The sequence below is a fragment of the Nocardia sichangensis genome (genome assembly GCF_047200615.1).
Lineage (GTDB): Bacteria > Actinomycetota > Actinomycetes > Mycobacteriales > Mycobacteriaceae > Nocardia > Nocardia sichangensis.
Genome location: NZ_JBJZOK010000138.1, coordinates 1 through 521, shown reverse-complemented (window position 1 = coordinate 521; position 521 = coordinate 1). Strand labels below are relative to the sequence as shown.

The 521-nt window shown below is 63.9% G+C and carries 1 protein-coding gene; it reads left to right on the top strand.

The window, feature by feature from the left end; all coding sequences use genetic code 11:
• A partial coding sequence (locus tag ACL03I_RS39490) for a cytochrome P450 family protein (RefSeq protein ID WP_459561402.1) occupies positions 1 to 521 on the top strand: 521 nt, incomplete at both ends.

Sequence of the window (521 nt, the reverse complement as noted above, 5' to 3'; positions counted from 1 at the left end):
TGCGGATGGATGATCCGCGGCATATGCGGATGCGGCGGTTGGTGTTCAAGGGGTTCACGCCGAAACGTGTCGCGCAGATGGAGGAGCGGATCCGGGAGTTGACGCTGTCGTATCTGGAGCCCGCGGTGGGCGGTGCCGTCTTCGACTGGATCGATGAGGTCGCGGGCAAGTTGCCGATGGATGTGATCTCGGAGCTGATGGGGGTGCCGGCGGTGGATCGGGTGGAGATTCGCCGGTTGGCGGATCTGGTGGTGCACCGTGAGGACGGTGTGCTGGACATCCCGATGGCGGCTGTCGAGGCTTCGATCGAACTGCTGGGCTACTACACGGAGATGGTGGCCGAGCGTCGGCGCGCCCCGAGGGAGGATCTGACCTCGGCGTTGCTGGATGCGGAGATCGGCGGTGACCGGCTCACCGATGCGGAGATCATCGGTTTCCTGTTCTTGATGGTGGTGGCGGGCAACGAGACGACCACCAAGTTGCTGGGTAATGCGTTGTATTGGGGTGCGCGCAATCCGGGG